This window comes from Streptomyces sp. NBC_00878 (assembly GCF_026341515.1).
GTDB lineage: Bacteria > Actinomycetota > Actinomycetes > Streptomycetales > Streptomycetaceae > Streptomyces.
The window spans coordinates 3907319-3931774 of the sequence record NZ_JAPEOK010000001.1; the positions used below are offsets into that span (position 1 = coordinate 3907319).

The 24456-nt window shown below is 70.5% G+C and carries 20 protein-coding genes and 1 pseudogene; 9 read left to right on the forward strand and 12 right to left on the reverse strand.

Features of this window, described 5'->3' with window-relative positions; all coding sequences use genetic code 11:
- Nucleotides 1-58: 58 nt before the first annotated feature.
- From OHA11_RS16280 to OHA11_RS16295, 4 genes are all read right to left on the reverse strand, one after another.
- Nucleotides 59-742 (reverse strand): ABC transporter ATP-binding protein, encoded by a 684-nt coding sequence (locus OHA11_RS16280; protein WP_266496844.1) that lies wholly within the window; start codon nt 740-742, stop codon nt 59-61.
- 76 nt (nt 743-818) lie between these two features.
- Complete coding sequence (locus tag OHA11_RS16285) at nt 819-2297, reverse strand: ABC transporter permease (protein ID WP_266496845.1); 1479 nt, start codon at nt 2295-2297, stop codon at nt 819-821.
- A gap of 254 nt (nt 2298-2551) precedes the next feature.
- Complete coding sequence (locus OHA11_RS16290; RefSeq protein ID WP_266496846.1) at nt 2552-3817, reverse strand: Ig-like domain-containing protein; 1266 nt, start codon at nt 3815-3817, stop codon at nt 2552-2554.
- 249 nt (nt 3818-4066) lie between these two features.
- A complete protein-coding gene (locus OHA11_RS16295; protein WP_266496848.1) occupies nt 4067-4408 on the reverse strand; it encodes a hypothetical protein in 342 nt (113 codons plus the stop codon).
- Nucleotides 4409-4518: 110 nt separating this feature from the next.
- Here OHA11_RS16295 and OHA11_RS16300 point away from each other — a divergent pair, with 110 nt between their 5' ends.
- A complete protein-coding gene (locus tag OHA11_RS16300) occupies nt 4519-4869 on the forward strand; it encodes an LPXTG cell wall anchor domain-containing protein (RefSeq protein ID WP_266496849.1) in 351 nt (116 codons plus the stop codon).
- Nucleotides 4870-4917: 48 nt separating this feature from the next.
- Complete coding sequence (locus OHA11_RS16305; protein WP_266496851.1) at nt 4918-6993, forward strand: glycosyltransferase family 4 protein; 2076 nt, start codon at nt 4918-4920, stop codon at nt 6991-6993.
- Between the two features lie 160 nt (nt 6994-7153).
- Here the strand turns inward: OHA11_RS16305 and OHA11_RS16310 are convergent, their stop codons facing one another.
- The 4 genes from OHA11_RS16310 to OHA11_RS16325 all read right to left on the reverse strand — a co-directional run bounded on the left by OHA11_RS16310 (nt 7154) and on the right by OHA11_RS16325 (nt 12082).
- Nucleotides 7154-8731 (reverse strand): DEAD/DEAH box helicase, encoded by a 1578-nt coding sequence (locus tag OHA11_RS16310; protein WP_266496853.1) that lies wholly within the window; start codon nt 8729-8731, stop codon nt 7154-7156.
- Between the two features lie 122 nt (nt 8732-8853).
- Entirely contained in the window at nt 8854-9057 is a 204-nt protein-coding gene (locus OHA11_RS16315; protein ID WP_053661143.1) for a cold-shock protein, read from the reverse strand.
- Between the two features lie 238 nt (nt 9058-9295).
- Complete coding sequence (gene hutH, locus OHA11_RS16320) at nt 9296-10834, reverse strand: histidine ammonia-lyase (RefSeq protein WP_266507217.1); 1539 nt, start codon at nt 10832-10834, stop codon at nt 9296-9298.
- A gap of 105 nt (nt 10835-10939) precedes the next feature.
- Nucleotides 10940-12082 carry a diguanylate cyclase gene (locus tag OHA11_RS16325; protein WP_266496858.1) on the reverse strand — a complete coding sequence of 381 codons (1143 nt, stop codon included), beginning with the start codon at nt 12080-12082 and terminating at the stop codon, nt 10940-10942.
- Nucleotides 12083-12226: 144 nt separating this feature from the next.
- Between OHA11_RS16325 and OHA11_RS16330 the strand changes: the two genes are divergently transcribed.
- The gene (locus OHA11_RS16330) at nt 12227-13075 is read left to right on the forward strand and encodes an enoyl-CoA hydratase/isomerase family protein (protein ID WP_266496859.1); all 849 of its coding nucleotides are present in this window, start codon (nt 12227-12229) and stop codon (nt 13073-13075) included.
- A 252-nt stretch (nt 13076-13327) separates the two neighbouring features.
- Complete coding sequence (locus tag OHA11_RS16335) at nt 13328-14047, forward strand: hypothetical protein (RefSeq protein WP_266496860.1); 720 nt, start codon at nt 13328-13330, stop codon at nt 14045-14047.
- Between the two features lie 63 nt (nt 14048-14110).
- Here OHA11_RS16335 and OHA11_RS16340 read toward each other — a convergent pair.
- Together OHA11_RS16340 and OHA11_RS16345 are read right to left on the reverse strand one after the other, a co-directional pair.
- A pseudogene (locus OHA11_RS16340) lies at nt 14111-15166 on the reverse strand (adenylate/guanylate cyclase domain-containing protein); the annotation flags it as partial.
- 1020 nt (nt 15167-16186) lie between these two features.
- The gene (locus OHA11_RS16345) at nt 16187-17125 is read right to left on the reverse strand and encodes a biotin--[acetyl-CoA-carboxylase] ligase (RefSeq protein WP_266496861.1); all 939 of its coding nucleotides are present in this window, start codon (nt 17123-17125) and stop codon (nt 16187-16189) included.
- Between the two features lie 323 nt (nt 17126-17448).
- Here OHA11_RS16345 and OHA11_RS16350 point away from each other — a divergent pair, with 323 nt between their 5' ends.
- A complete protein-coding gene (locus OHA11_RS16350) occupies nt 17449-19047 on the forward strand; it encodes an acyl-CoA carboxylase subunit beta (RefSeq protein ID WP_266496863.1) in 1599 nt (532 codons plus the stop codon).
- A 53-nt stretch (nt 19048-19100) separates the two neighbouring features.
- A complete protein-coding gene (locus OHA11_RS16355) occupies nt 19101-19310 on the forward strand; it encodes an acyl-CoA carboxylase epsilon subunit (RefSeq protein ID WP_266507219.1) in 210 nt (69 codons plus the stop codon).
- Between the two features lie 80 nt (nt 19311-19390).
- Here OHA11_RS16355 and OHA11_RS16360 read toward each other — a convergent pair whose 3' ends face one another.
- The gene (locus OHA11_RS16360; RefSeq protein WP_266496865.1) at nt 19391-20521 is read right to left on the reverse strand and encodes an SGNH/GDSL hydrolase family protein; all 1131 of its coding nucleotides are present in this window, start codon (nt 20519-20521) and stop codon (nt 19391-19393) included.
- A 152-nt stretch (nt 20522-20673) separates the two neighbouring features.
- On the opposite strand from OHA11_RS16360, the gene mmpB reads away from it, so the two are divergent.
- Entirely contained in the window at nt 20674-20802 is a 129-nt protein-coding gene (gene mmpB / locus OHA11_RS16365; RefSeq protein WP_143636837.1) for a morphogenic membrane protein MmpB, read from the forward strand.
- A gap of 32 nt (nt 20803-20834) precedes the next feature.
- Nucleotides 20835-21455 carry a nucleoside triphosphate pyrophosphatase gene (locus OHA11_RS16370; RefSeq protein WP_266496867.1) on the forward strand — a complete coding sequence of 207 codons (621 nt, stop codon included), beginning with the start codon at nt 20835-20837 and terminating at the stop codon, nt 21453-21455.
- Between the two features lie 37 nt (nt 21456-21492).
- On the opposite strand, the gene OHA11_RS16375 is transcribed toward OHA11_RS16370, so the two are convergent.
- Nucleotides 21493-22029, reverse strand: coding sequence for a hypothetical protein (locus OHA11_RS16375; protein ID WP_266496868.1), 537 nt, complete (start codon nt 22027-22029; stop codon nt 21493-21495).
- A 438-nt stretch (nt 22030-22467) separates the two neighbouring features.
- On the opposite strand from OHA11_RS16375, the gene OHA11_RS16380 reads away from it, so the two are divergent.
- The gene (locus OHA11_RS16380) at nt 22468-24240 is read left to right on the forward strand and encodes a biotin carboxylase N-terminal domain-containing protein (RefSeq protein WP_266496870.1); all 1773 of its coding nucleotides are present in this window, start codon (nt 22468-22470) and stop codon (nt 24238-24240) included.
- Nucleotides 24241-24456: the final 216 nt, after the last annotated feature.

Sequence of the window (24456 nt, forward strand, 5' to 3'; positions counted from 1 at the left end):
CCCCCCGGAATACGCAGTATGCCGGGGGGCCAACAGGTGCTCAATGGTGAGGCATCTGTCAGGAGTTCGCGTTTTCCTTCACGGTGATCTTCCCCTTGCGGATCGTGGCGACCCGGGGGGCCTTTTTCGCGATCGCCGAGTCGTGCGTGACCATGATGAATGTGAGCCCGTGCTCCTTCCACATGGTTTCGAGTACGTCCATGATCTCGTCGCGCATGGACTCGTCGAGGTTTCCGGTCGGTTCGTCGGCGAGGAGCACCTTCGGCTGCTTGACCAGGGCACGGGCGATCGCGACGCGCTGCTGCTGACCGCCGGACAACTCGGCCGGCAGATGCCCGAGCCGCTCGGCGAGCCCCACCGACTCCAGTGCCGCCGCGGCCCGTTCGCGCCGTTCCTTCGCCTTCACTTTCAGCGGTACGAGGGCGGTTTCCACGTTCTCCTGGGCGGTGAGCGTGGGAATGAGGTTGAAGCTCTGGAAGACGAAGCCGATGTTCTCGCTGCGTACGTTGGTGAGTTTGGTCTCGGACAGTTTGGCGAGGTCCGTGCCGTCGAGTTCGACACTTCCCGTGGTGGGCCGGTCGAGTCCGCCGAGCATTTGCAGCAGGGTGGACTTGCCGCCGCCGGTGGGGCCCTGGATGACCAGGCGGTCGCCGTCCCCGATGGTCAGGTCGACCCCGTCGAGCGCGTCGACGGTCTCCTTGCCCCGCTTGTAGCGCTTGGTGACGCCTCTGAGTTCGTACATGGTGCAACTCCTGGGATATGTAAGGGGGTTGGCGCCCGCCGCGACGCGCGGCCGGGACGGGCACCGAGGCGGCGGGCTATTCGACGCGGCGCAGGGCGTCCGCCGGTCGCAGCCGGGAGGCGCGCCAGCCGCCGAAGGCGCCCGCGATCAGGCCGCCGGCGACGGCGAGGCCGACCGCGACGGCGATCGTGCTGAGGGCGACGGGCGCGGTCAGCGCCACGTCGAGGGCCTGGGACGCCGTCTGCCGGGCCGGGCCGCCCATGCCACCGCCGCCGCCCGGGCCACCGCCCCCGGGGCCGCCCAACGACGCGCCGGTGGAGCCGAGTTCGGCCTGGAGCGTCGGGCTGATGGCGGTGACTGCGTAGGCGCCGCCGAGGCCGAGCGCGATACCGAGGGCGCCGCCGACCAGGCCGTTGACGACGGCCTCGCCGACGACCTGCCGGGTGACCCGGCCGGACTTCCAGCCGAGCGCCTTGAGGGTGCCGAACTCCCGTACGCGGCGGGAGACGGCTGATGAGGTGAGCAGCCCGGCGACCAGGAACGCGGCCACGAGCACCGCGATCGACAGCCACTTGCCCACGTTCGAGGCGAGGTCGGAGGCGGTGGAGAGGGAGCCGGAGACCGTGTCGGCGAGGTCGGCGGAGGTGGTGACGGTGGTGCCCGAGATGTTCTTCTGGATGGTCGACTTGACGGCGCTGATCTGCTGAGAGTCGGACGCCTTGACGTAGATCGTGGTGACCTTGTCCTTGGAGTCGCTGAGCGTCTGCGCCTGCTTGAGCGGGATGTAGAGGTTGGCCGCCGCGTCACCGCTGTCCGGCGTCGCGATGCCGATGACCTTGTACTTGACGCTCTTGATGGTGACGGTGTCACCGACGGCGTACTTCTTCTCCTTGGCGTAGGACGCGTCGGCGACGACGACCTTGGCGTTGGTCTCGGAGGAGGTGAACGTCCGGCCGCTGGTGATCTTCGAGGAGGTCAGCGGGCCGAGCGCGGGCTTGGTGACGTCCGTGCCGTAGACGGAGTAGTTGTTGACGTCGAAGTCGGCGCCACCGCCCTCGACCCGGCCCTCCGGGGACTGCTGGGCGCCGGGTCCGCCGCCCTGCTGGTTGCCGCCGCCGCTCTGCTGGTCCTGCTGGAACTGGCCCTGGCGGAACTGGCCGCTGACCTTGACGACTTGGAGGCTGAGCCCGCCGACGGCGTCCGAGACACCGCTCTGCGTGCCGACCTTGGAGACCGTGCTCGTGGCCAGGGTCTGGAAGCCCTGCACCATGACGCGGTCGCTGCTCTGTTCTTCGTCGGAGTCGCTGCCCCGGGCGTCGAACTGGAAGCGCGGGCGTTCGCCCGTGCTCGACTGTGCCTGGGCCGCCTTGGTGACCGTCATGTCCGTGCCCAGTCCGTACAGCGACTGGAGGACCTTGCCCTGCGCCTTCTCCATGCCGGACGACACGGAACTGACCACGATGACCAGGGCGATGCCCAGGGCGAGCCCGGAGGCGACGACGAGCGCCGCCTTTCTGCGGCGGCGCAGTTCGCGCCTCAGGTAGGTGAAGAACATGGCCGAAAGCTAGGGACACCGCGTGATGGCGGGATAAGGCCCGCATAAGAGAAGGATGAGAACACTGTGCGCGGCCGTGGAACCCTGTGAGAACGCCGAGAGCGGCTGCCCGTACGACGCCGAGAGCGGCTGCCCGTACAACGCCGAGGGCGGCTGCCCGTACGCGTACTGGTACGGGCAGCCGCCCTCGGGACGGAATACGTGCGGGTCGGATCGGATCCCGGTTCGGTCGGGTCGGGTCGGATCCGGTCGGCTCAGACGGCCGAACCGGCCTTCCACGCCGCCCAGTCCAGGTTCCAGCCGTTGAGGCCGTTGTCCGGGGCGATGGTCTTGTCGCCGGTGTTCCGCACGTCCACGACGTCACCGACGATCGAGTTGTTGTAGAACCAGGCACCCTCGGTGTCCGGGTCGTTGGCGCCCTTGGTGTCGTTCAGGCCGACGCAGCCGTGGCTGGTGTTGACGCTGCCGAAGATCGAATCGGCGCCCCAGTAGTTGCCGTGGATGAACGTGCCGGAGCTCGACAGGCGGATGGCGTGCGGCACGTCCTTGATGTCGTACTCGCCCTTGCCGTCGTCGTCCGTGAAGCCCACGGTCGCGCCGTCCATGCGCGTCTCCTTGAACTTCTCCGACATCACCATCTTGCCCTGGTACGTCTTGTTCTCGGGCGAGCCGGCGGATATCGGGATGGTCTTGATCGTCTTGCCGTCCTGGGTGACCTTCATGGTCTTGGTCTTGGCGTCGACGATGGAGACCTGGTTGCGGCCGATCTTGAAGGTGACCGTCTTCTGCTGCACGCCGTAGACACCGCTCGCGCCCTCGACACCGTCGAGCTTCAGCTTGAGGGTGACCGTGGAGTTGCCCTTCCAGTACTCCTCGGGTCGGAAGTCGAGCCGGTTGGCGCCGAACCAGTGGCCGACGACCTCCTGGCCGCTGCTGGAGGAGACGGTGATCCCCTTCTGCACGTCGGCCTTGTTGGTGATGGCCTTGTCGAAGTTGATCGAGACCGGCATGCCGACGCCGACGGTGGAGCCGTCCTCGGGCGTGAAGTTGCCGATGAAGCTGTTGGCCGGGGAGACCGTCGTGAACGACGAGTTCTCGTGGGCGGCGCGGCCGTCGGCGTCCTTGGCCGACGCGGCGATCTTGTAGCCGGTGGCGCGCTCCAGCTGAGAGGTGGGCTTCCAGCTCTTCTTGTCCGCGGATATCTCACCCGCGACCGCCGTACCGGACGACGTCTTCATGGTCACGCTGGTCAGCGTGCCCTTGGTCACAGTGACGGCCGCGGCGCTGTTGATGGAGGCGTTGTCGGAGCCGTCCTTGGGCGTGATCTTGATCTGGGCCTCGGAGGACTTCTGGTCCGCCGCCTCGTCGACCTTGGACTGCGAGGTGCCGTCCCCGTCGCCCTTGGGGTCGTCGTCGCCGCCTCCGCTGCACGCAGAGAGCACCAGCACCCCGCCGAGCAGTGCGGACGCGACCGTCAGGCCCTTGCGCCGCTTACTGTCCGTCATCACACGCTTCTCCATCGTTGCCGAATCCCCAGAAACCCCGAGAGCCCCCGTGACACTTGCCCACGCTACGACCGGTTCGTCCCGATCCACACCCTTCTCAGGTGTGGGGCACACCACGTCGATCGCTATCCGGCCACGCCGGATCGTCGTCGATCCGACCGGTGTGGCTGATGCCACTGGTGCGGGTGCCGGTCCCTGCGCCCCTTGAGACGACAAAACCCGGGCGGCGGTTGCCGCCCGGGTCACGATTCCCGCACAGCTGCCTCAGCCGACCACTTCTTCGTCGTCTCGTGCCTCATCATCCTCGTCGAGGTCCCAGTCCGGCGAATCGGGGTCGTACTCGATCTGCTCACTGCTCCAGGAAGCCTGCGCGAGTTCGACCCCGGGCACCTCACTGACCAGGTCGAACGGGTCGACGAGATACGCGAGGGCCTCGGCAGTGTCTTCCGTCACTGTGCTCTCGGCGTGCGCCCGCTCGTCCGGCGCGACGTCGGGATCCTCGGCGACGCGCTCCAGCGCGGCCTTGGTGAGCGCGTTCTCGTCGTCGACCTCGACGACCAATTCCACGCGCAGTCGTACAAAACGTGATGTCTCAGGAGTGCTCATACGTCGGAGCGTACGACTCTTCACCACCGTGACTTTCCCGTGACCCGCACCTTTCACTAACATCGGCCCACACGGCCAATTCGCCAGCGTCACAAGGGGATCGATATTCCGTGTCCGCACGTCGATCGTTGCTGACCGCCACCGCCGCGGGGACCCTCCTGGGTGCCCTGTGGTTCGTCCCGTCCGCCAACGCGACCGGGGACGGGACGGCGGAGCACAGAACACAGACAGCGACGACCACGACCCTGCGAACCGAGGCTGCGGCCGAGGCCAGGACCGAGACGTCCGAGGAGAGCTCGACGTCCGAGGGGAACTCGACCAAGTCTTCCGGCCAGGCACAACTGGCCGACACAGGAAGCTTCGACACGACCCCGTACGTGGTAGGTGGCACCCTTTTCCTGGGTCTGGGAGCCGGTTTCGTGGTGTATTCGGTACGCCGGGAGCGTACGACCCTGTACTGATGGTCTCCCTGCTGTTTCTCCACACCGCGTGCACAGGGAGCCGCCCACGTGAAGATCACCTTCTTGCTGCACAACGCTTATGCCATCGGCGGCACGGTGCGCTCCACGCTCAACCTCGCCGGTGCGCTGGCCACGCGGCATGACGTGGAGATCGTCTCGGTCTTCCGCAGCGAGGAGAGACCCGTACTAGGGGTGGACCGCAAGGTCCGTCTCGTCCCGCTCGTCGACGAACGCCCCGATGCGCCGACGTACGACGGCGGGAACCCGCTCATGGCGCGCTCCTCCACGGTCGTTCCGCCCACCGAGGTCCTCGCCCACCGCTACACCGAGCTCGCGGACGAGCGACTCCGCGACTTCCTCGACCGGACGGACGCGGACATCGTCGTCGCGACCCGCCCGGCCCTGGTGGTCTTCCTGGCCGAGCACGGCTCGCGCCGCTACGTGCGCGTAGGACAGGAGCACCTGTCGTACGACAACCACGTCCCGGGCGTACGCGCCGCGCAGAACGAGGCCATCGCGCGCCTGGACGCCTTCGTCACCGTCTCCGCCCAGGACGCCGCCGACCACCGTATCCACCTGCCAGGGCTGAGCACGCGGATCCTCGACGTCCCGAACGCCGCGCCCCGGCCGAAGGCCGAACGCTCCGACGTACAGGCCCCGTTAGTGGTCGCCGCGGGCCGGCTGACGCGGGTCAAGCGCTACGACCTGCTCATCGAGGCCTTCGCCCGGGTCGTCGCGGTACGGCCTGAGTGGCGGCTGCGGATCTACGGTCAGGGTCCGGAACGGGCCCGCCTGCGCGCCGCCGTCGACGGGCTCCGCCTGAACGACCACGTGTTCCTCATGGGCCCCCACCCGAGGATGGAGACCGAGTGGGCCAAGGCCTCGGTCGCCGCCGTGAGTTCGGACTGGGAGTCCTTCGGCATGACGATCCTGGAGGCCATGCACGCCGGCGTCCCGGTGGTGGCCACCGACTGCCCGCACGGCCCCGGGGAGATCATCACCGACGGCTCCGACGGACTGCTCGTACCGCCGGGAGACGCGGACGCGTTCGCGGCCGGGCTGCTGAAGCTCATCGAGAACGCGGACCAGCGTCGGCTGATGGGCGAGGCGGCCAGGAAGAGCGTTCAGCGGTTCGCTCCCGACACGATCGCGGACCAGTACGAGCAGCTGTTCGGCGAACTGCGCGAGGCCCGGGCCCCGATGGCGACAAAGGTCACACGCCAACTGCGCCGGACACTCGCCGCGCTGCTGCCCCGCGGCACGCGCTCCCGCCCCGTGGAAGCACCACAGACGGCCCCGCAGGCCGCTGAAGGCCAACCGCACGCCCTGCGCCCGACAGCCGACTGCACGACCGACTCGACCGGCGGCGTACGGATCGCGGTGAGCGCGTCAGGGGTGTCCGGCAAGGACCTCACGCTGGTCCTACGTCACCGGCACGGCGACGACAACGAGACCCGCGTTCCGCTGGAACGCCCGAACGGCACGAACTCGCCCTGGACGGCGGACCTTTCCCTGCGTCGGCTCACCCTGGCGGAAGGCCGCTGGGACCTGTACGTCGAGCGCGCCGAGGACGGCGCACGGCGCCGGCTCAGGGCCGAACTGGTAGAGCAGCGCGGCCTGTTGAGCGCGAAACCGGCTCCGGGCAGCCCGTTCGCCTGGTGGATCCCGTACCCGACCAAGGCCGGCCATCTGGCGCTACGGACCTTCCACCGCCCGGCCCACGCGGAGGCCACCGCCCTCCGCACCGACGAGGGCTCCCTGTCCGTGGAAGGCACACTCCTAGGAGCCGCCCTTGGCGAGGGCGCGGCCCTGCTGGGCGTCTCCCGCGACGGCAGACCGTACGACTTCGAAACCCCGGCAACGCTCACGGGGGAACGAACGTTCCGGGCCGACATCACGACCCTGCCCCGCCCCACAGACACCGACAAGCCGCTGTGGGACGTCTTCCTACGCCCCACCGAGGCAGCCGCCCCGGTACGGGTGGGCCGCATCACGGACGACATGGTCGACCGCAAAACCACGACGAAGCACCCGAGCACGACCCTGACCACCCCAACGGGCACGTCAGTGCAGGCCAACTTCTTCTTCACGATCACGAACGACGTGGCGATCCGGGCTACTTGACGCGCTTTCGAGCACAGGGCACGTCTTCAGGGGCGCGGGGCTGTGACATTGTGCGGCTCCTCCCCCACTCTCGGCTTCGCTCGAGCGGGGGGACCCCCATCGTGGGCGCGACAAGCCACATCGGACCCGCAGCCGCCAACCCACATTCCCCGCCGAGCTGTCAGGCGGACCGACGCCCGCCCCCCTGGCCTCCACGCGCACGCGAAGAACCCGCACCACCACGCCCCCGCGAACCCCCACTGGTGCCGGCGCCGGACCGCGCCCCGGCGGGCGCCCCACGCCCACCACCACCCCGCCGAGCCCGCGGCTGCGACTTCGGCTGAGCCTGCGCGGCAACCGGCTCCGGTACGGGAATGACCACAGGCACCCCGGACGGCTCCCGAGCCCCCGTGATCCGTACGAGCTCCTCGTCGCTGGACTTGATCCGAACCGTCCGCGGACTGATCCCGGCGTTGGCCATCAGCTGGGTCATCTCCCGCTTCTGCTCGGGAAGAACGAGCGTGACGACGCTCCCTGACTCCCCCGCGCGAGCGGTACGCCCGCCCCGGTGGAGATAGTCCTTGTGGTCGACCGGCGGATCGATGTTCACGACGAGGTCGAGATCGTCGACGTGAATCCCGCGAGCGGCGACGTTCGTGGCGACGAGAGCGGTCACGAGCCCCGTCTTGAACTGGTCGAGGGTCCGGTTCCGCTGCGGCTGGGACCGTCCGCCGTGCAGCGCGGAGGCCCGCACACCGCTGGCCAGCAGCCGCTTGGCGAAGCGGTCGGCGGAGCGCTTGGTGTCGACGAAGAGGATCACGCGCCCGTCGCGCGCGGCGATCCGCATGGCGACGGCCTTCTTGTCGGTCTCGTCGGCGACGTGCAGCACGTGGTGCTCCATCGTCGTCACCGCGCCCGCCGAGGGGTCGACGGAGTGCACGACGGGGTCCGTGAGGAACATCCGTACGAGCTTGTCGATGTTCTTGTCCAGGGTCGCGGAGAACAGCATCCGCTGCCCGTCCGGCTCGACCTGGTTGAGCAGCGCCGTGACCTGGGGCATGAACCCCATGTCGGCCATCTGGTCGGCCTCGTCGAGGACGGTGATGCCGACCTGGGCGAGGGTGCAGTCGCCCCGGTCTATGAGGTCCTTGAGGCGCCCGGGCGTGGCCACGAGCACCTCGGCACCGCGTCGCAGCAGACCGGACTGCTTGCCGATGGAGAGCCCGCCGACAACGGTCGCGAGCCGCAGGTTCACGGCCGTGGCGTACGGCGTGAGCGCGTCGGTGACCTGCTGCGCGAGTTCGCGCGTGGGGACGAGGACGAGCGCGAGCGGCGCCTTGGGCTCGGCACGTCGGCCGGCCGTGCGGGCGAGCAGCGCGAGGCCGAAGGCGAGGGTCTTGCCCGAGCCGGTGCGGCCCCGGCCGAGGATGTCGCGCCCGGCGAGGGAGTTGGGGAGCGTCGCGCCCTGGATCGGGAACGGCTCGGTGACGCCCTGGGCGGTGAGGGTCTTGGTCAGTGCGGCCGGCATGTCCAGCGCGTCGAAGGACTCGACGGCGGGCAGCGCGGGCGTCAGCGTCTGCGGCAGGGTGAACTCCCGCGGCGCCGTCGACTGCTGGGACGGCTTCTTGCGTACGTTCCTGGCGCCACCGTTCGCGGAAGCCGCCGGGGCTCCGCCGCGCGTGCCACGAGAACCGCGGGTACCCCGGGAATTCGCCGGTCGTTTGCCGACGGGTCGTTCAGGATGTTCGGATCGAGTCATGCTGGATCTGGAATTCCTTCCTGGGCCTCACGGTTACCCGTGTTCAAGAACACACGGACAGCACAAGCCGGGGCCCGCACCCGAAGGTGCGGGCCCCGGCTCGCGTGTTACGCGTCCCGGAATTAGGCGGGGACGATGTTCTCCGCCTGCGGGCCCTTCTGACCCTGCGTGACGTCGAAGGAGACCTTCTGGCCCTCCTGCAGCTCACGGAAGCCCGAGGTGGCGATGTTCGAGTAGTGGGCGAAGACGTCGGCGCCGCCGCCGTCCTGCTCGATGAAGCCGAAGCCCTTTTCCGCGTTGAACCACTTCACGGTGCCAGTAGCCATGTCATTTCTCCAAGATAGGTGGCTCCCATCCGGAAATGACCGGAAAAACAAAACGCGCCTGAGAGAGGATTCCTTTCAGGCGCACAAAGTTAATGGGTACCAAAAACGTTTCGTTAGAGACCCTAGCACAGTTTCCGACGGGGGCGTCGCAACGCGGCGGCGCCCCCGCTCTCGTACACCCGAAGGAACCCCGGAACCCCAGAAGTCCGAGGTCTGGAAGTCCGGAACCCCAAGGCCCCTACGCCAGCGGGCCCGTTACGGGTTCCACGGCCGCGACCAGGTGGCCGCCGCGTACGAAGGCGTCGGCGGCGGCCAGGTCCGGGGCGAGGAAGCGGTCCGGTCCCGGGCCCGCGACACCGGCGGCGCGGGCGGCGGAGATCGCGGCCTGCGAGGCGGGCGCCGGGGTGAGGCCCGTGCGCAGTTCGACGGCCCGCGCGCCGGCGTACAGCTCGATGGCGACGATCCGCGTCAGGTGGTCGACGGCCGTACGGAGCTTGCGGGCGGCCGACCAGCCCATCGAGACGTGGTCCTCCTGCATGGCGGAGGACGGGATGGAGTCGGCGGAGGCCGGGACGGCGAGCCGCTTCATCTCGCTGACCAGGGCGGCCTGCGTGTACTGAGCGATCATCAGGCCGGAGTCGACACCGGCGTCGTCCGCGAGGAACGGCGGCAGGCCGTGCGAGCGGTTCTTGTCGAGGAGCCGGTCCGTGCGGCGCTCGGTGATGGAGCCGAGGTCGGCGGCGGCGATGGCGAGGAAGTCCAGGACGTACGCGACGGGGGCGCCGTGGAAGTTGCCGTTCGACTCGACGCGGCCGTCGGGCAGGACGACGGGGTTGTCGACGGCGGAGGCGAGTTCGCGGTCGGCGACCAGCCGGGCGTGGGCCATGGTGTCGCGGCCGGCGCCCGCGACCTGCGGGGCGCAGCGCACGGAGTACGCGTCCTGGACGCGGGGCGCGTCGTCCTGGTGGTGCCCGGTCAGCTCCGAACCCTTCAGCACGGCCAGCATGTTGGCGGCGCTGGCGGCCTGGCCCGGGTGGGGCCGGATGGCGTGCAGCTCGGGGGCGAGGACCCGGTCGGTCCCGAGGAGCGCTTCGAGGGAGAGGGCCGCGGTGATGTCGGCGGACTTGTAGAGGGTGTCGAGGTCGGCGAGGGCCATGACCAGCATGCCGAGCATGCCGTCGGTGCCGTTGAGGAGGGCCAGGCCCTCCTTCTCGCGCAGCTCGACGGGTTCGATGCCGTGCGCGGCGAGGAGTTCACCGGCCGGGCGAATCGTTCCGTCCGGACCCTCGGCATCCCCCTCACCCATGAGCGTGAGGGCGCAGTGGGAGAGGGGCGCGAGGTCGCCGGAGCAGCCGAGGGAGCCGAACTCGTGGACGACCGGGGTGATACCGGCGTTGAGGATGTCGGCCATGGTCCGGGCGACGGACGGACGGACGCCGGTATGCCCCGAGCACACGGTCTTCAGCCGCAGGAACATCAGGGCGCGGACGACCTCGCGCTCGACGTGCGGCCCCATTCCGGCGGCGTGCGACCGCACGATGTTGCGCTGCAGCTGGGCGCGCAGCTCGGGGCTGATGTGCCGGGTCGCGAGGGCTCCGAAGCCGGTGGAGACCCCGTACACGGGCTCCGGCTTGGCCGCCAGCGCGTCCACGATCTCGCGGGCCGCGGCGAGCGCGGACACCGCCTCGCCGGAGAGCTCGACCCGGGCGCCGCCGCGCGCCACGGCGAGAACGTCGGACGCGGTGACACCCGTCGTCCCCACCACCACAGTGTGCATATCCATATTCAGGAGCGTACGCAGTGAATGCCTCGGTGTCACTAGTGGGTGGCGGGTTGGGTCCTTACACACAGGACCCCACCGGGACGGACGGACGGGGCAGCCCTACCGACGACCGCGGAACCGCCGGCGTTCGGCCGCCGCGGGCGGGGGTGCGTCGGCGAGGCGTACGACGGGGTCGTCCGGCCCCTCGCGGCCCGCGACGACGGGCTTCGCGGCGCGTACGGCCTTGGCGCGGTACTGGGCCGCGTCGGCGAGGCGGAAGAGGCGGCGGGCGGAGCGGACGGGCCCGAGCGGGTCCTCGGTCGACGCGACCCCGCACGCGACACCCTCGCCGAGCTCCAACTCGGCGGCGCGGTGGCACAGTTCGTCGGCGACGCGGACGACCTCGTCGGCGGCCGGGCCCACGGCCAGCAGGCAGAACTCGTCGCCGCCGAGGCGGGCGGCGAGCGTGCCGGGCAGCATCGCGCCGCACAGCGAGAGGACGGACCCGAACCGTTCCAGGAGCCGGTCGCCGACGGCATGGCCCTGGGTGTCGTTGACGCGCTTGAGGCCGTTGAGGTCGCACACGACGAGACTCACGACCACGCCCTCGGCACGGTGGCGTTCGATGGCCTCGTCCAGCCGCATGTCCACGGCACGGCGGTTCGCGAGGCCGGTGAGCGCGTCGGTGAAGGCGAGGCGGCGGGCCTCCTCCAGACGTTCGGTCTGCGCGATCCCGGCGGCGACCACGGAGGCGAGGACGGTCGCGAAATCGGCGTCGGCGCGATCGAAGACGGGGGCTCCGGCAGGCCGGGCCACATACAACTCCCCCCAGGCCCGCCCGTGCAGGACGATCGGCGCGACGACACAGCACCCGCGACCGCGCCTGCGCAGGGCGGCGACGCGCTGATGGCAGTACTCGGCGCGCCCCGTGGCCGGCCCGTCGGCCGTCTCCACCCAGGCGTTGGGTTCGCCGCCGCCGATCCAGAGTTCGTGCAGGAACTCGGTGATCTCCGGAAACTGGTGCACGGGGTATGCCTCGTCCTCCGGGAACTCCTCCTCGTCCCGGGCCCGCTCCCCCACGTTCGCCAGGACGCGCAGCCGCCCGAGCTCCCGCTCCCACACGGACAGCGCGGCGAAGCTCCCGCCGAGCGCCCGGCAGGCTCCGGCCGCCGCCGCGCGCCACGACTCCCGGGGGGCGTGCGCGGCGGCCATGCCCTGCGCCAGCGCCACCACGGCCCTCAATCGCACATCGTCACCGCCCATCACTCCAGGTTAGGTAGTTTTGTATCGTTTTGGGACATCGGGGCGGCGAACAGGGGTCCGGGGCGGGGCTTTCTTTGGAGGCGGGCGGCTGGAATGATCGAAGTGCGGGAGTTAACCGGCGTTAACGTGGACCGGGAGGGTCTCATGTCCGAGCAAGGCGCGGATCAGAGGGCGGATCAGAGCGCGGAACAGCGGGTGGAACAGCGGTTCGGGGAGTACGTCGTGGTGCGGCGCCATGCCTCCTCGTACGTAGCGGAACTCGTCCTGGACCGGCCCAAGGCCATGAACGCGGTGTCGACGGAGATGGCCCGCTCGATCACCGCGGCGTGCGAGGCCCTGGCCGCGGACCGGGAGGTGCGGGCGGTCGTCCTCACCTCCACCCACGAGCGGGCCTTCTGCGTCGGCGCCGACCTGAAGGAGCGCAACTCCCTCACGGACGCCGAGCTGGTCCGTCAGCGTCCGGTGGCGCGGGCCGCGTACACCGGCGTACTGGAGCTGCCGATGCCCACCGTCGCCGCCGTGCACGGGTTCGCGCTGGGCGGTGGCTTCGAGCTGGCCCTGGCCTGCGATCTGATCGTGGCGGACGGTACGGCCGTGGTGGGGCTGCCCGAGGTGTCGGTCGGCGTCATTCCCGGGGGCGGGGGTACGCAGCTGCTGCCGCGGCGGGTGGGGGCGGCGCGGGCGGCCGAGTTGATCTTCTCGGCGCGGCGGGTGGAGGCGTCGGAGGCGCGGGAGCTGGGGCTGGTCGATGTCCTGGTCGCCGTGGGCGAGGACCGGGCGGAGGGGTTGGCGCTGGCCACGCGTATCGCCGCGAACTCTCCGGTGGGGCTGCGGGCCGCGAAGCGGGCGCTGCGGCTTGGGCATGGGCTCGATCTCCGGACGGGCCTGGAGATCGAGGACGCGGCGTGGCGTTCGGTCGCCTTTTCGGGGGACCGGGCGGAGGGAGTGGCGGCGTTCAACGAGAAGCGCCGGCCGGAGTGGCCTGGGGAGTAGTTTTTCGCCCCCGCCGCCCCTACCCATTCCTGTCACTTCTGGGGGCAGCGCCCCCGAGGCAGGGACGGGAATGGGTAGGGGCGGCGGGGGCGAAAGAAACCCCCACGGACCCGCAACCACCCCCAAGCCGTCGGACAACTCCCCGTTCGGGTGACGGCCGACCCGACTCACCCCGAACCACCCCACCACCCACATAACCTGCGCACCGCGACACCGCGCCGGGGGCGAACTCGCATCGGGGAGGGGATCCACATGCCGAACACGGCAACGACGCAAGCAACCACGGCCACACCGGAGACAACACCACCGGAGCCCGTCCTCGACCGCCCCCGCGGACGCCACCGCAAACCCCGCCCCCGCCGAACCCTGTTCGCGGTCGGCGGCCTCGCCCTGGCCGCGGGAGCCCTGAGCCTGCTCCGCATGACGCCCCAGCCCACCGGCGGAGGCACGGGCCTGGAGGCCTCGGACATCGACCCGAGTTCGGCCGGCGCCACGGAGGACACGGCGCAGGACGACGCGGGACCGGCGGCGGGAGACACACCCACGGCGAGCACGTCCCCCTCGGGAACGGCATCCACCTCAAAACCGAACGAACTCAGCGAGATCAACAGGATCAACAACCCGAACGGGCCGAACGGATCGGCACCCCATGGATCACCAGGCGCACCGGGATCACCGGGATCACCAAGCGGAGCCACAGGCCCGACCGGAATCCCAGGTCAGACAGGCACCCACTCGATCCTCAACCCCGCCCCCAACCCCTCCGGCGCCTTCCAGAGCATCCGCCCCATCACCAGCACCACCAACCCACCCACCCGAGCAGGACGACAACCGGCGGCCCCTCGACCCCCCGCCGCCACACCCTCGGCCCCGGCTCCGGCGCCCTCCGGCGCATCCCAGAATCCCGCCCGCCCCGGCACAGGCCTGTGCGTACCGATCGTGGGCTTCTGCCTCGGCGGAAACGACGAGTAGGTCAGGTAGCAGACGAGTAGGTCAGGTAGCAGAGGACGAGCAACCGCTGCCCACTGCGGCTCGTTAATGCGGCTGGTTGCTGCGCCGGCTCAGCAGCCACGGCTCGACCACGCCCAGCCCCCGCACCGCCCGCTGCCACATCGGCTGAAGCACGAAGCGGTACGCCGGCGGCTCCTCGCCCTCCTTCTCCGCGGCGGCGGCTTCCTCCGCAGCCGCGGCCTCGGAGGCGGGCGCGTCCCCTGTCCGCGTGACTTCCTCGGCGAACGCCCCGTCCACCAGGACGGCGTCCTTCGGGGCTATCGAGGTCAACCGGGACGCGAGGTTGACGGTCGTACCGAAGACATCGCCCATACGGGTGGTCACCGTGCCGAAGGCGAGGCCGACGCGCAGCTCGGGCATGGTCTCGTCGTGGGCCATGGTCTCGATCAGGCGGAGCGCGATCTCGGCGGCGAGGCCCGCGTCGTCGGCCGCGTACAACACCTCGTCGCCCAGTGTCTTGATCAGGCGCCCGCCGTGCGCGGCCACCAGATCCGCCGCCGTGGTCTCGAAGGCCTCGACGAGTTCGCCCAGTTCCTCCTCCTCCATGCGGCGGGTCAGCCGCGTGAAGCCGACGAGATCGGCGAAGCCGACGGCCAGCCGGCGGTCGACCATCTCCTCGTCGTCCGCCGCCTGCACGACACGGCCGGTCGCGGCGGCGAGCTGGCGCCGCCAGACATAGACGAGGAACTCCTCCAGCTCGGGCAGGAGCAGCTCGACGAGGGGGTACGTGACCTCGGTGCGGGTCATGCCCGGTTCCGGGGGCTCGGTGAGGCCCTCCAGGAAGGAGTCGATCTGCCACTCGGCCAGCCGGGCGGTGGTCTGGCCGGTGGAACGGGCGACCTGGACCGCCATCGCCTCGCTCAGCAGCCCGGCCTCCACCAGACCGGAGAGCCGACGCAGGGCGAGTACGTCGGCCTCTGTGAGCGCCTTGGCCTGCCCGATGTCCGCAAAGCCCATGGCGCGCCAGAACCGGGTGGCCAGCTCCACGGAGACGCCCGCGCTGCGGGCGGCCTGGAAGGGGGTGTAGCGGCGCTCGGCACCGAGGATGAGCTGTTCGAGGCGCAGGGCCAGCGGGTCATCCTCGGAGGCGGCGGCCTGCGCCTCAGCACGCTCCGACGCCTCACTCCGACCGGAACTCTCCGCCCCACGCGATCCCTCGCCCCGACCAGAGCTCTCCGCGCCACGCGATCCCTCGCCCCGGCCGGAGCTCTCCGCGCCACGCGACGCCTCGCCCCGCCCGGAACCCGCCGTCTCCGCCCCACGCGACGCCTCAGCCCGGCCCGAGCCAGAGGCCCCGCCCCCGCCCCCGCCCGGCACCTCAGGCCGACCTGACATCTCCGACCGACCCGGCGTACCCACCTCGCCCGACGCCCCAGCCCGGCCCGGCAAATCCGCCCTGCCCGACGCCTCCCACCGGCCGGGCATACGTGCCCGCCCCGACGCCTCAGCCCGATCCGGCGCCCCCGCCGCACCCGGCATCCCCGCCACACTCGACGGCTCCGCCCGGCCCAACGATCCCGCGTCACCCGACGATCCCGCGTCACCCGACGCCTCAGCCCGGCCCGGCGTCTCCGCCCGGCCCGGCGTCCCCGCCGCACCCGACACCTCAGCGCCGCCCGACGGTCCCGCCTCGCCCGACGTACTCGCCCCGCCCATCGCCTCAGCCCGGCCCGGCGTCTCCGCCGTGCCCATTCCGCTTTGGCCGTTCTGCGCGTCCACTCGGTCTTGCTCCTCCACCCGCGCGTGCGCCTCGGCCCGATCGACCCGCGTGGCCGCCGTGTCGGCGACAGACCCGGCGGTACGCCCCGACTCACCGTCGGAGGCGGGGTTACCCGTGCCGGAGCCCGTGTCGTCGACAGTCACGCCTGCTGCCCTTCCGATCTGCCGCGGTCAGGTATCGACCGGCCTCAACTCTACGGCAGGTGTGCTCTGGCTCACTCCGGACCGGCGAGGCCGAACGACCCATGACCCCTACTCACGCGTACGACCGGCTGCTCGCTCCCTCTCGTACGACGCGCGCGCCCTCCACGCTCACCACCAGGCACGAAGTGCCCCGCAGACCCTCGCAGGCTCTCGCAGACAACCCGCCGGGCGCGCCCCTCACCGGCCCCCCGCGTCTCCCGCGTCTCCCGCATCCCCCGTGCCCCCCGCCTGCCGCAGATGCACGATGTCCCCCGCCCCCACGGGCTGCTGCACGCCCTCCGCCGTCGCCAGGACCAAGCGCCCGTCGCCGTCCACGGCCACCGCCTCCCCGGTGATCGACTTTCCGCCGGGCAGCTCGGCCCGTACGACCCTGCCGAGGGTGGCGCATCCGGCGGCGTACGTCTCCTGGAGGCCGGACGCGGCAGGGTCGCCGCCCGCATGCCGCCATTTCTCGTACCACTGTTCGAGAGAGCGGAGGACGGCCCGCAGCACCGTGTCACGGTCCGTGGTCGTCGCTCCCGCGAGGGCGAGTGAACCGGCACCCGGCACGGGCAGCTCGTCCTCGCGGAGCGTGACGTTGATGCCGATGCCGACGACGACCGCGTCGGACGATGCACGCTCGGCGAGGATGCCGCCGGTCTTGCGTTCCTGGCCGTCCACGGTGACCAGCAGGTCGTTGGGCCACTTGAGAGCCGTGTCGACCCCGGCCGCCCTGGAGAGCCCCGTCGCGACCGCGACCCCGGTGAGCAGCGGCAGCCAGCCCCAGCGCTCGACGGGCACCCCGGTGGGCTTCAGGAGGACGGAGACGAAGAGGCCCGAGCGGGCGGGCGCCGTCCACTGGCGGTCGAGGCGCCCCCGTCCGGCGTTCTGCTCCTCCGCGACGAGGACCGCGCCCTCGTCCGCCTTGCCCTCCGCGGCGCGGGCGACGAGGTCGGAGTTGGTGGACCCGGTCGCGGCCACCACGTCGAGGGAACTCCACAGTCCGCCGTCTCGCACCAGGGCCCGGCGCAGGGAGGCGGCGTTGAGGGGAGGCCGGCCGAGGTCGGACCAGCGGCTCGGCCCCGGCTCACCCGGCTCGTTGGACGGGTTTCCTTGTGCACCTGGTGGCGTCGTCATGCAACCCACCCTAGGTTTGACATCCTCCGCCCCGCAGAAGGGGACGGATTCCAGCCCTGACGGGCTGAGGTTCACGGGCGCTCAACCACTCTCGTGACGTCACCCCTCCGGCGTGTCCCGCCGCGACGCGCTGATCTTACAACCCGCAAAGGGAAGGGGAGTGTGGTAAACGCCGCACTGCCGAACGGTATGCCCGCCATTACGCTACGGATGAGTAGCCAACCCCCCTTCTGAGCACCGTTCAGCACGTCTCAGCACTTCACCGTCACCTCACGTCACCTCACCCTCACGTCCCCACTGAGCAGGCAGGGAGCCGCGTCCCGATGTCCGAGCCGGAACAGCAGCACGAGATCGACATCCACACCACCGCGGGCAAGCTCGCGGATCTGCGGCGCCGCATCGACGAGGCGACGCACGCCGGCTCGGCACGTGCCGTCGAAAAGCAGCACGCCAAGGGCAAGTTGACGGCTCGTGAGCGGATCGAACTGCTGCTGGACGAGGGCTCCTTCGTGGAGTTCGACGAGTTCGCGCAGCACCGCTCGACGGACTTCGGACTGGCGGACAACCGCCCGTACGGCGACGGGGTCGTGACCGGCTACGGCACGGTGGACGGCCGCCCGGTCGCCGTGTTCTCCCAGGACTTCACGGTCTTCGGCGGCGCCCTCGGCGAGGTCTACGGCCAGAAGATCATGAAGGTGATGGACTTCGCGCTGAAGACCGGCTGTCCGGTCATCGGCATCAACGACTCGGGCGGCGCCCGGATCCAGGAGGGCGTCTCGGCGCTCGGCATGTACGGCGAGATCTTCCGCCGCAACACCCACGCCTCGGGCGTGATTCCGCAGATCAGCCTGGTCGTCGGCCCCTGCGCGGGTGGCGCCGTCTACTCCCCCGCGATCACCGACTTCACGGTGATGGTCGACCAGACCTCGCACATGTTCATCACCGGTCCCGACGTCATCAAGACGGTCACCGGCGAGGACGTCGGCTTCGAGGAACTGGGCGGCGCGCGCACGCACAACGCGGTGTCGGGCGTGGCCCATCACATGGCGGGCGACGAGAAGGACGCGATCGAGTACGTCAAGTCGCTGCTGTCCTACCTCCCGTCGAACAACCTCAGCGAGCCGCCCGCCTTCCCGGAGGAGGCGGACCTGACCCTGACGGACGAGGACCGCGAGCTCGACACGCTGATCCCGGACAGCGCGAACCAGCCGTACGACATGCACACGGTCCTCGAACACGTCCTGGACGACGCCGAGTTCTTCGAGACCCAGCCGCTGTTCGCGCCGAACATCCTCACCGGCTTCGGCCGGGTCGAGGGCCAACCGGTGGGCCTCGTCGCCAACCAGCCGATGCAGTTCGCGGGCTGCCTCGACATCGACGCGAGCGAGAAGGCGGCCCGCTTCGTCCGCACCTGCGACGCCTTCAACGTCCCCGTCATCACGTTCGTGGACGTCCCCGGCTTCCTCCCCGGCGTCGACCAGGAGCACACGGGCATCATCCGCAGAGGCGCGAAGCTGATCTACGCGTACGCGGAGGCCACGGTCCCGCTCATCACGGTCATCACCCGCAAGGCCTTCGGCGGGGCGTACGACGTCATGGGCTCCAAGCACCTGGGTGCCGATCTCAACCTCGCCTGGCCGACCGCCCAGATCGCCGTGATGGGCGCGCAGGGCGCGGTGAACATCCTGCACCGCCGCACCATCGCCGGGGTCCCGGACGACGAGCAGGAAGCCACCCGGGCCCGCCTGATCCAGGAGTACGAGGACACGCTCCTCAACCCCTACACGGCGGCCGAGCGCGGCTACATCGACGGCGTGATCCTGCCGTCCGACACCCGCTCCCACGTCGTACGCGGCCTGCGCTCGCTGCGTACGAAGCGGGAGTCCCTGCCGCCGAAGAAGCACGGCAACATCCCGCTGTAGAACGCCGGCCGAGAGTGTCGAGAATTGAGAATCAAGAGTCGAGAGCGGGAACGATCATGATCAAGGTCGTACGGGGCAATCCGACCCCCGAGGAGCTGGCCGCCGCACTGGCGGTGGTCCAGGCCCGCGCCGCGGCGGCGGCAACCGCCCCGCCCGGCGCGACACAGGAACGAGCAGCCTGGTCCGACCCATCCAGAGTGGCCCAGAGACGCCTGCCCACCCCGGGCCCACGCACATGGGCCCGCACCTTCTGGCCCGGTTAAGGAGCGCCCCCTGAGGGGCGCGGGGCTGTGACATATGCGGCTCCGCCGCGTGGGCGCGACAAGCCACAGCGCACCCGCAGTCAAAGAACGGCGGCAACGACTTCGGCCATCACCGCGTACCCGGCATCATTCGGGTGCAAGTGATCGCCGAAGTCGTACGCACCCCGCAGCACATCCGGCGAGGCGGGATCACCCAGCGCCCGGTGGAGATCGGCGACCACGTCGTACTCCCCCGAGCAACGAATCCATTCGTTCAGCTCATGACTCACCTTCGCCGCCCGCTCCCCCCAGTGGTCAGACCCCCCGAAAGGCAGCAGGGTCGCCCCCACGACCCGCACCCCCCGCTCCCGGGCCTGCCGTATCAACTCCCGGTGCCCCGCGATGAGTTCACCCACTTCCACCCGCGGCGCGGGCCGATACGTGGGCTGTTCGTCCGTCTCGCTGAAGCCGATGTCGTTGAGCCCCAGCAGAACGACAAGCGTGTCGACGCCCGCGAGCGCGAACACGTCCCGCTCGACACGCCGGACGCCCTTCTCCCCGTACCAGGCCGAGTCGTTGAGCAGCAGGTTCCCGCCGATGCCCGCGTTGAGAACGGGCCGCCGCGTGCGCTCGGCGAGGGCGTCGGACCAGCGCCGGTTCGCGCCCGGCGTGGACCCGAACCCGTCGGTGATCGAGTCGCCGAACAGGGCGACGGCGTCCGTACGCCCCGCGGAGACGTCGACGCCGGACAGGAAGTACCAGGATTCACTGACCTCGTCGAAGGCCTCGCCCCCGGTGTCCTCCAGGAGATCGCCCGCGCCCCGGTAGCTGGTGGTGAAGGCCTGCGCATGGAAGGTCGCGGGTCCGGTGACGGCGTCCAGATGAAGGGTGACCGTCACCGAATCGCCTGATTCCAGGGCGAGTTCGGCCGCATCGCCGATGATCTCCCCGCGCGCCGGGACGTCGGCGGACGCGGACCCCGCGAAGGTGAGCCGCCGGACCGAGTCCGGCCGCACGGCGGCTCCGCGGGCCGTACGGGCGACCGTCGCCCCCGCGATCCGCAGCGGCGAGGTCCCGTACGCGTTCGAGAGGCGGATACGGACCCGGTCGCCGCCCGCGCCGAGGCTGACGACCTGACGCAGGGACTGCCGCCAGAAGCCCTCCTGCGACCAGTTCGGCGTGAAGCCCGTACTGGGCGACTGGGGCGAGGCGGTCCAGGCGGTGGTGAACACGACACATCCCTTCCTAATGGGATCAGAGTCCCTTTAGTTACGCCGGGAACGGTAGCAGGGAGGCGAGCTCTAATGAAACCCCAGGCCCTTTTAGTCAAGATGAGTACGCGTACTCAGGCGTCCGGGACCGCACCGGAGTCACGATCGTTCGCATGCTGTGGTCCGACCCGGAGAACGAGCCGCCGAAGGAACTGCGCGACATGCAGGACATGTTGCGGCGGCTGGGCGTTCTCCTGGCGCTGGCAGCGGTGCTCGCGATGATCGTGCTCGGCGTGATGTGAGGCCCCCGCGGCCCCGCCGATACCCTGGCCGCATGACTGATCAGCCACTCCGCCGACTCGTCCTCGCCTCCCAGTCCCCCGCCCGGCTCGGGCTGCTGCGCCAGGCCGGACTCACCCCCGAGGTCATCGTCAGCGGGGTCGACGAGGACGCCGTGACCGCCCCGACCCCCGCGGAGCTGGCGCTCGCGCTGGCCGAGGCGAAGGCGTCCGTGGTGGCGGCGAAGCCGGAGGTCAAGGGCGCCCTGGTGATCGGCTGCGACTCGGTGCTCGAACTGGACGGCGTGGCGTACGGCAAGCCCGCCGACACCGAGGAGGCGACCGCGCGCTGGAAGGCGATGCGCGGCCGGGCGGGCACGCTGCAGACCGGCCACTGCGTCTGGGACACGGCGGCCGGACGGTATGCCTCGGGGGTCGCCTCCACCGTGGTCCGCTTCGGCGAGCCGAGCGACGCCGAGATCGCCGCGTACGTGGCGTCGGGCGAGCCCCTCCACGTCGCCGGGGCGTTCACGCTCGACGGCCGCTCGGCCCCGTTCATCGACGGCATCGACGGCAGCCACGGCAACGTGATCGGGATCTCGCTGTCGTTGGTACGCCGTCTGCTGGCCGAACTGGGCGTCGGAATCACGGAGTTGTGGACATCGAGCGAAGCGTGACGGGACGCGGAAGCGGAAGCGGAAGCGGGACGGGCGGTCAGGAGGTCGAGGGCGTCGGAGGCGGTATGACCGGCGTTCCGCCATTGCCGCCACCCGCGACACCACCATCCGTGGCGCCGCCACCCGTGGCACCACCGTCCGGCTTGGCGTCGTCCAGGCCCGCGTCGGAGGCGGCGGCACCGCCCTGACGGTCGTACGTCATGAAGATGAGCACGATCAGGCCGAGCACCACCATCATGAAGGCGAACGCGCCCCAGCCCACCAGGCCGACCGTGAACGCGCCGAGCAGGGCGTGCACCACCGCGGCGCTGAACAGCAGGATGCGGCCGAGGCCGGCGGGGGCTCGGTCGCGCAGGCCGACGCGCAGCGCGACGACACCGCAGAGCGCGAAGTAGAGGCCGAAGAGCAGGCCCGCGACCTTCGAGGACATGGACATCACGTCGGGGTCGAGCCCCGCCAGGGACATGTCCTGCCGGTCGACGACGACCCCCATGAACCAGTTGACCAACGCGATGCCGATCGCCTCCACGAAGAGCACGATCGCGGTCACCCACGCCACCGGTCTGCGGACCACCGGTCCCCACCCACTTTCGACTGCCACTCGATTGCCGCTCGATCAAGACTGCTGTTACCTCAAGTGCTCCCACCCGCCGCCCGACCACCGCCCCTCAACGGGGCCCTTCGGGCCGCAGACTTTCTTCAGCAGCGTGCACGCTACTAACGGGTAAACCGCGGGACAAGGGATCTGCGGCGGGCAAAGATTCATTGGGCCATTCGTAGGGACTCCACAAAGAAACGCGGTGGGCGGCAGCACGCTCTCACAGAGACCTTGCCCACATCGGAGGGCTAGGGTTCTTGGGAAGCCCCCTGCGTACCGCGGTGCGACAAGGGATTTCGTGGGCGAGCAGGCCTCGTATCACGCTCCGTGTGGGCAAGCTCACCACCGGGGACGGGTCGATACGTCGTGTCGGCAGTCCCTAAACTCGGCTTGTTTCAAGGAGAGGGAGCCAACGTGCGCAAGGTGTTGATCGCCAACCGTGGCGAAATCGCTGTCCGTGTCGCCCGGGCGTGCCGAGACGCCGGTATCGCGAGCGTGGCGGTGTACGCCGAGCCGGACCGGGACGCACTGCATGTGCGGGCCGCCGACGAGGCGTTCGCGCTGGGCGGTGACACCCCCGCGACCAGCTACCTCGACATGGCCAAGGTGCTGCAGGCGGCCAAGGATTCCGGGGCAGACGCGATCCACCCCGGGTACGGCTTCCTTTCCGAGAACGCCGACTTCGCGCAGGCGGTCCTGGATGCCGGGCTGATCTGGATCGGCCCGCCCGCGCAGGCCATCCGCGACCTCGGCGACAAGGTGGCGGCCCGCCACATCGCCCAGCGCGCCGGTGCCCCGCTGGTGGCGGGTACGCCGGATCCGGTGTCGGGCGCCGAGGAGGTCGTGGCCTTCGCCGAGGAGCACGGCCTGCCGATCGCCATCAAGGCGGCCTTCGGCGGCGGCGGCCGCGGCCTGAAGGTGGCCCGCACCCTCGACGAGGTCCCGGAACTGTACGACTCGGCCGTCCGCGAGGCCGTCGCCGCGTTCGGCCGGGGCGAGTGCTTCGTCGAGCGCTACCTCGACAAGCCCCGCCACGTCGAGACCCAGTGCCTGGCCGACTCCCACGGCAACGTGGTCGTCGTCTCGACGCGTGACTGCTCGCTGCAGCGCCGGCACCAGAAGCTGGTCGAGGAGGCCCCGGCGCCGTTCCTGTCCGAGGCCCAGAACGCCGAGCTGTACGCCGCCTCCAAGGCGATCCTCAAGGAGGCCGGTTACGTCGGCGCGGGCACGGTGGAGTTCCTGGTCGGTACCGACGGCACGATCTCCTTCCTGGAGGTCAACACCCGCCTTCAGGTGGAGCACCCGGTGACCGAGGAGGTCGCCGGTATCGACCTGGTCCGCGAGATGTTCCGTATCGCCGACGGCGAGGAACTGGGCTACGGCGACCCGGAACTGCGCGGCCACTCCTTCGAGTTCCGCATCAACGGTGAGGACCCGGGCCGGGGCTTCCTGCCCGCTCCCGGCACGGTGACCACGTTCGCGCCGCCGTCCGGCCCCGGTGTCCGGCTGGACGCGGGTGTCGAGACCGGCTCGGTCATCGGCCCGGCCTGGGACTCCCTCCTCGCCAAGCTGATCGTCACCGGCGCCACCCGCGAGCAGGCCCTTCAGCGGGCCTCCCGCGCGCTCGCCGAGTTCACCGTCGAGGGCATGGCGACCGCCATCCCCTTCCACCGCGCGGTGGTCACCGACCCGGCGTTCGCTCCCGAGCTCACCGGCTCCGGCGACCCGTTCACGATCCACACCCGCTGGATCGAGACCGAGTTCGTCAACGAGATCAAGCCCTTCGCGGCCCCCACGGACACCGAGGTGGAGGACGAGCCGGGCCGCGAGACGGTCGTCGTCGAGGTCGGCGGCAAGCGCCTGGAAGTCTCGCTGCCCATCTCGCTGGGCATGTCGCTGGCCCGCACCGGCCTCGCGGCGGGCGCCAAGCCGAAGCGCCGCGCGGCCAAGAAGTCCGGCCCGGTCGCCTCCGGCGACACCCTCGCCTCCCCCATGCAGGGCACCATCGTCAAGGTCGCCGTCGAGGAGGGCCAGGAGGTCAAGGAGGGCGACCTGGTCGTCGTCCTGGAGGCCATGAAGATGGAACAGCCCCTCAACGCCCACCGCTCGGGCACCGTCAAGGCCCTGGCCGCCGAGGTCGGCGCCTCCGTCACCTCCGGCGCCGTCATCTGCGAAATCAAGGATTGACCCCCACACACCGTCCCGAGGCGCCCGGCAGACAGGCTTAGCCTGTCTGCCGGGCGCCTCGCCCTTTAGGGGCGCGGGGCTGTGACATATGCGGCTCCGCCGCGTGGGCGCGACCAGCCACACACAACCCGCAGCCCCCGGACGACAGCAATGGGGCAGACGAAACGGGCATCGGGCAACCACATCCCGACCCCCGGCACGCAGGAGAGGCTAGGT